Here is a 5,630-nt window from a genome sequence, read left to right on the forward strand (position 1 = left end):
CCATTCTTATTTTAAATGACTATAATTTCTCCAACGATACATTTCGCCCCGCCCCTTGATTACCGCCAAATCGAACCAAGATAGCCATCAAGCGCAGCAGCGTCACAGTTCATAACATAGTGGAAATACTACAAGACCAAATGAAATCACTTATGATATTTTCCATAATGGAAAAATTTTAGATACTTTAACATTTATAAATTAGAGGTTTTATATGTTTGCTAAAGATGTTTTTATATGTTTCATGAATGAAATGTATGAGTGGGAAAGCTATGCAATAGATATTGGACTGGTGGACAATATTGAAAAACATAGAAAGATAGTAAAAAATATATTTAATAAATATTGTACCTCCAAAGATAGGAAAAGAGGAAAGCCAAATATTTTATCCGCCAGTGCTATTTCAAATTATGACTTATCAACTCAACCAATATATAACATTGAAGACAAAGATAAAAAATTGATAATATATACAAAGCAAACAAATAAAGCCGAAAACAACTTCAGATATACATTAATATTAAGAAATGGCAAATGGCTTATAGATAAAAAAGAAATCAGTTATGATGATGGTGAGAATTGGGAAAAATCTATTTTATGAGTGCTCTTCGATAGTATTCTTCTATGATGAACCCTACCATTCGTTCTTTAAAAAGATATTTTTCCACCAACAAGCGGGTATTTTTTCTCTAAAATTTGCAAACTTTTCACAAAATACAACCGCTTGTACCACTACGGCAGCCTTGGCAGACGTATCGAAAAAAGCTGCAATCAACAAAAAATCCGCATTGAATACCAATGGGACGGCGACTAACTTGCTTTCACTCAAACGTTCAAAAACAATGAAATTATCAGCGAATAGTCGGAGAAATGAAATTCTGATACAAGGCAGCAAGCCGCAGACAGTACAAGTAGTACGGGTCGGCGGACTGGCCGCTTCAGCAGCTTGGTCAAGCCCCCTCTTTGAGCCGGACGAGCCAACGCCGTAGCAGAAATTCAGTTCTTCGACTATAACTGAAGACGCTGCCATACAACCCAACCCCAAGGACGATTTATGCCCGCACTTTCCATACTCAACCTCGCCCCCTTCCGGGAGGGTGAAACCTTTGCCCAAGCCGTCGATAACCTGGTGGAACTGGCACAGTTTGCCGAACAGCACGGCTATGTGCGCTACTGGATTGCCGAACACCACAATATGCCCTATCTCGCCAGCTCCGCCACCTCCCTGCTGATACAGCGCGTGCTGGACAAAACCCGGTTCATCCGCGTCGGCTCCGGCGGCGTCATGCTGCCCAACCACTCGCCGTTTATCGTAGCCGAGCAATACGGCACGCTGGCCGGCCTGTATCCCGGCCGCGTTGACTTGGGGCTGGGCCGCGCACCCGGTACCGACCCTGCCACCGCACGCGCCATCCGCCGCCGTCAAGACGACTCCGCCCACAGCTTCCCGCAGGACATCGAAGAAATCCAATATTACTTCAGCCCCCTTGCCGAAGAAGAAACCGACCAAAGCTTCAGCTTCGGCCCGGTAAAGATGTCCGTACCCGAAAGCACGCGGGTACGCGCCTATCCCGCTCCGGGTCTGGACGTACCGCTGTATATTCTGGGTTCGAGTACCGAAAGCGCCCATCTGGCCGCACGGCTGGGGCTGCCCTATGCGTTTGCCTCGCATTTCGCACCCTGTATGCTGTCGGAAGCCGTGGAAATCTACCGCCGCGGATTCAGGCCGTCTGAAAAACTGGCGCAACCGAAAGTCATCATCGGCGTAAACGCCATCGTTGCCGACAGCGACCAAGAAGCGCAGTTGCTTTCTTCAACCTGCCTGCAGTTTTTCCTGAACGTCGTCACCGGCAGCCGCAGCGGCATGCAGCCCCCGCAACCCGGCATCGGCGCGCACATGCCCCCGCACATCCTGAGCATGGCGGAGTCGATGATGTCGTGCAGCCTGATCGGCTCGCCCGATACGGTCAAATTCCAGCTCGAACGTTTGCAGGCGCAGGTAAACGCCGACGAGATTATGGCGGTCAGCTACATCTACGACAAAGCCGCGCAGCTGCGTTCATATGAATTACTGGCCGGAATTGCCGCTTCCGGCGCATAGCCGAAGTCCTGCTTGCGGCTTCGGCTGTACCTGAGCTTGGAAAAACATGCTATTGCCGGCCAAAGCCCGACCGTGCAGGTTGATTTTTTAGGAAGCTCACCATACAGCTGCCGCGAATAAAAAAGGCCGTCTGAAAATCCACATTTTCAGACGGCCTTTTTATGCCCGTGCTTCGAGGGCGGGTTTGCTGCCCCGTCGCTCATTCACGGCATGAGATATAGCCGGCCAAATCCCCAATCTTTGCCTTGCGGCAAAACGGCGGGGCAGCAACCCCGCCCTACAACAGAGCATTTCCAACTACTCTAATGCCGTCTGAAAATCACGGTTTCATCCGATTTTCAGACGGCATTTGGTTCGCCCGTCAATACCGGTAAGCCGCCAGTTTGCGCTTGATTTCCGGCAGGGCGGCGCGGGCGGCGTCTTCGCCGAGCTTGATGGCGCGGGCTTTTTGGTCAAAGCCGCCGATGGCGCCCAGCTCCAGCACTTGCGGTTTGATGACGATGTCGGCTTTGGCCAGCTCGCTTTGCAACGCGCCGCTGCTCATGATGTTGAGCGTTTGGTCGAGATAGGTGAAGAAACCGGCGCGGGTATTTTTCGACGGACGGGCGGAAATGTCCACCGCAATCACGAAATTCGCGCCTTGGTTTTTTGCGGCGGTAACGGGCACGGGCTGCGACAGGCCGCCGTCCACATATTTGCGGCCGCCGATAACGGCGGGCTGGAACACGTTGGGAATGGAGGCGGAAGCGCGCACGGCCTGCCCTGCGTTGCCGCGATTGAACGCGACGGCCTTACCGCTCTCGAAATCGGTGGCGACGGCGGCGAATTTCAGCGGAAACTGCTCTATCCTGCGGTTGCCGACTTTGCGGTTGATGTAGTCCTGCAAGGCTTGGCCTTTGATAAAGCCGCTGGTGGAAAGGGTCAAGTCAACCAAATCGGTTTTGCCCAAAATCTCGGCTTCGAGTTCCAGGCGGTCGGGCGACATGCCCGAGGCGTAGAGGCTGCCGACGATGGCGCCTGCGGATGTCCCTGTCACCACTTTGACGGGAATATTGTTGGCTTTCAATACTTTGAGAATGCCGATGTGGGCAAAGCCTTTGGATGCGCCGCCGCCCAGAGCCACGGCGACCACGGCCTGCGGTTTGGCGGCCGGTGCGGCGGCCTGCGGCGCGGGTTTGACGCCCGTGCTCGGGCAGGCGGCCAAAATCAATGCGGTGGCGGCAGCGGCGGCGCTGCGGAATAAAATGTTGGAAAATTTCATGTCTAAACGGCCTTTCAGTCAAAAAGAACACCTATCCGATGCGTATTGTTGCATAAATACCACCCGAACGAGGCAGAGCGGTATTGCGTTTTCACGCGTTTTTACAAACCCTTGCCCAAGCCTTGCCGTCTGAAATTGCCCCTTGCTGCGATAAGCAATAAAATAGGACGCTTTGAACCCGCCGCTTCCCGCTATGACCACCCCTTTTATCGAAATGAAAAACGTGCAGTTTGCCTACGGCGGGCGCGTGATTCTGCGTAATATTAATTTTGCCGTCAAACAAGGGGATTTCGCCGCCGTGATGGGCGGCTCGGGCAGCGGTAAAACCACGCTGATGCGGCTGATTACCGGCCAACTGCGCCCGCAGCAGGGGCAGGTCTTGGTGGAAGGACGCGATTTGTCGGGCTTTTCTGCTGCCGAGCTTTACGAACACCGCCGCCGCATGGGGGTATTGTTCCAACACGGCGCGCTGTTTACCGATTTGTCGGTGTACGACAATCTGGCTTTCCCGATGCGCGAGCTGACCCGCCTGCCCGAAGCCGCGATACGCGATTTGGTGCTGCTGAAGCTCAATGCTGTCGGCCTGCGCGGGGTGGAACATCTGATGCCGTCTGAATTATCGGGCGGTATGGCGCGGCGCGTGGCGCTGGCGCGCACCATCGCGCTCGACCCGGAGCTGATGATTTACGACGAGCCGTTTACCGGTCTCGATCCGATTTCGCTGGGCGTGATTGCCCACCTGATCAGCCGCGTCAACAAGGCGCTGCGTTCTACCAGCATCATGGTGTCGCACGACATCGAAAAATCGCTGCAAATCGTCGATCAGGTGATTTTTCTGGCGCACGGGGAAATCATGTTTTCCGGCAGCCCTGCCGAAATGCGCCGGCTCGATTCGCCGTGGGTGAAGCAATTTGTCGGCGGCGAGGCAGACGGCCCCGTCGGCTTCCGCTACCCTGCGGAAACGACTTTGCAACAGGATTTGCTGGGGTGAAACCCAACCAAAATTTTTGGCAAAATTAATATATTTCAGACGGCATCAAAGGCCGTCCGAAAAGAAAGCTAAGATGGCAGCCAAACCCTATCAGGCAAGAATTGCAGCGTATTGCCAAGCTCAAGGTATTGACATTCCCGCAGGCTTTTACCGCCATGCCGCCAGCCGTTATGCGGCAGTGAATTACAGTTGCACGCCGCCCAAGCTGCTTGCCGTTACATGGTTTAAGCTGGAAGATGCCCGCTATTATTTGAACAAATTTTCAGACGGCCGCGTGTTGCGGATTTTTGATTTTAAAGACGGTTGCCACTTGATTTTTGAGCACAATATTGATGGCAATCTGCTTTCCGCCAATGATTTCAATGCCGTCTGAAAAACAGCATTTCGGTAAAACCGAACAGAATAACCATACGATATGAACTTTATCCAAACCACGGGCGCGAATACGCTCGCTTTCGTCCGCGCGCTCGGCAGTGTCAGCCTGTTTCTGCTGCACATTCTGGCGAAATCCGCCACCGCCTTTACGCGCCCGCGCCTGTCCGTGCGCCAGGTTTACTTTGCCGGCGTGCTGTCGGTCTTGATTATCGCCGTGTCCGGCCTGTTTGTCGGCATGGTTTTGGGGCTGCAGGGCTATACCCAGCTGGTGAAATTCAAAGCGGAATCGGCGCTGGGCTTTATGGTAGCCGCATCCCTGCTGCGCGAGCTCGGCCCGGTTTTGGCGGCCATTCTGTTTGCCTCCAGCGCGGGCGGCGCGATGACCAGCGAAATCGGCCTGATGAAAACCACCGAGCAGCTGGAAGCGATGAACGTGATGGCGGTCGATCCCGTTGCCCGCGTAGTCGCGCCGCGCTTTTGGGCGGGCGTGTTTTCCATGCCGCTTTTGGCCTCGATTTTCAATATGGCGGGCATCACCGGCGGCTATTTGGTCGGCGTGGAATGGCTGGGGCTGGACAGCGGCACTTATTGGTCGCAGATGCAGAGCAACATCACCTGGAGCTACGACATCGCCAACGGCCTGATTAAATCGGCGGTCTTCGGCACAGCCGTGACCCTGATTGCGGTACACCAGGGCTTTCACTGCGTGCCGACCTCCGAAGGCATTTTGCGCGCCAGCACGCGCACGGTGGTGTCCTCCGCGCTGACGGTTTTGGCGCTGGATTTCGTATTGACCGCGTGGATGTTTGCCGCGTAAACCGGCCGGAGCGGGTCAGCAGATCCGCCCCTGCTTTATGCCTTCCCCGATATCGTCGAAGCGTAAGCCCTGCTACGGCGTTGGC

7 protein-coding genes are annotated in these 5,630 nt (G+C 54.1%); 6 read left to right on the forward strand and 1 reads right to left on the reverse strand.

Translation table 11 applies throughout. The features are described from left to right. Nucleotides 1–214 precede the first annotated feature (214 nt). From BDE01S_RS07895 to BDE01S_RS07900, 3 genes are all read left to right on the forward strand, one after another. Nucleotides 215–601, forward strand: coding sequence for an NTF2 fold immunity protein (locus tag BDE01S_RS07895; protein ID WP_066079811.1), 387 nt, complete (start codon nt 215–217; stop codon nt 599–601). Then, nucleotides 564–989 (forward strand): hypothetical protein, encoded by a 426-nt coding sequence (locus BDE01S_RS11330; protein WP_147283899.1) that lies wholly within the window; start codon nt 564–566, stop codon nt 987–989. The genes BDE01S_RS07895 and BDE01S_RS11330 overlap by 38 nt, the downstream gene beginning before the upstream one ends. A gap of 65 nt (nt 990–1,054) precedes the next feature. After that, nucleotides 1,055–2,101: an LLM class flavin-dependent oxidoreductase gene (locus BDE01S_RS07900; RefSeq protein WP_066079814.1), complete on the forward strand. Its 1,047-nt coding sequence runs from the start codon at nt 1,055–1,057 to the stop codon at nt 2,099–2,101. Between the two features lie 361 nt (nt 2,102–2,462). Here BDE01S_RS07900 and BDE01S_RS07905 read toward each other — a convergent pair whose 3' ends face one another. Beyond that, nucleotides 2,463–3,362 (reverse strand): patatin-like phospholipase family protein, encoded by a 900-nt coding sequence (locus tag BDE01S_RS07905; RefSeq protein WP_066079817.1) that lies wholly within the window; start codon nt 3,360–3,362, stop codon nt 2,463–2,465. Between the two features lie 193 nt (nt 3,363–3,555). On the opposite strand from BDE01S_RS07905, the gene BDE01S_RS07910 reads away from it, so the two are divergent. From BDE01S_RS07910 to mlaE, 3 genes are all read left to right on the forward strand, one after another. After that, entirely contained in the window at nt 3,556–4,353 is a 798-nt protein-coding gene (locus BDE01S_RS07910) for an ABC transporter ATP-binding protein (RefSeq protein ID WP_066079821.1), read from the forward strand. A 73-nt stretch (nt 4,354–4,426) separates the two neighbouring features. Next, entirely contained in the window at nt 4,427–4,726 is a 300-nt protein-coding gene (locus BDE01S_RS07915) for a hypothetical protein (RefSeq protein ID WP_066079824.1), read from the forward strand. Nucleotides 4,727–4,768: 42 nt separating this feature from the next. Further along, nucleotides 4,769–5,545 (forward strand): lipid asymmetry maintenance ABC transporter permease subunit MlaE, encoded by a 777-nt coding sequence (gene mlaE, locus BDE01S_RS07920; protein WP_066079827.1) that lies wholly within the window; start codon nt 4,769–4,771, stop codon nt 5,543–5,545. Nucleotides 5,546–5,630 lie beyond the last annotated feature (85 nt).

The sequence above is a fragment of the Bergeriella denitrificans NBRC 102155 genome, assembly GCF_001592185.1.
GTDB classification, from domain to species: Bacteria; Pseudomonadota; Gammaproteobacteria; order Burkholderiales; family Neisseriaceae; genus Neisseria; species Neisseria denitrificans.

Coding starts and splice junctions, on each gene's coding strand:
- BDE01S_RS07900 (WP_066079814.1), top strand. CDS start 1,055: ATGCCCGCACTTTCCATACTCAACCTCGCCCCCTTCCGGGAGGGTGAA.
- BDE01S_RS07910 (WP_066079821.1), top strand. CDS start 3,556: ATGACCACCCCTTTTATCGAAATGAAAAACGTGCAGTTTGCCTACGGC.
- BDE01S_RS07915 (WP_066079824.1), top strand. CDS start 4,427: ATGGCAGCCAAACCCTATCAGGCAAGAATTGCAGCGTATTGCCAAGCT.
- BDE01S_RS11330 (WP_147283899.1), top strand. CDS start 564: ATGATGATGGTGAGAATTGGGAAAAATCTATTTTATGAGTGCTCTTCG.
- mlaE (WP_066079827.1), top strand. CDS start 4,769: ATGAACTTTATCCAAACCACGGGCGCGAATACGCTCGCTTTCGTCCGC.
- BDE01S_RS07895 (WP_066079811.1), top strand. CDS start 215: ATGTTTGCTAAAGATGTTTTTATATGTTTCATGAATGAAATGTATGAG.
- BDE01S_RS07905 (WP_066079817.1), bottom strand. CDS start 3,362: ATGAAATTTTCCAACATTTTATTCCGCAGCGCCGCCGCTGCCGCCACC.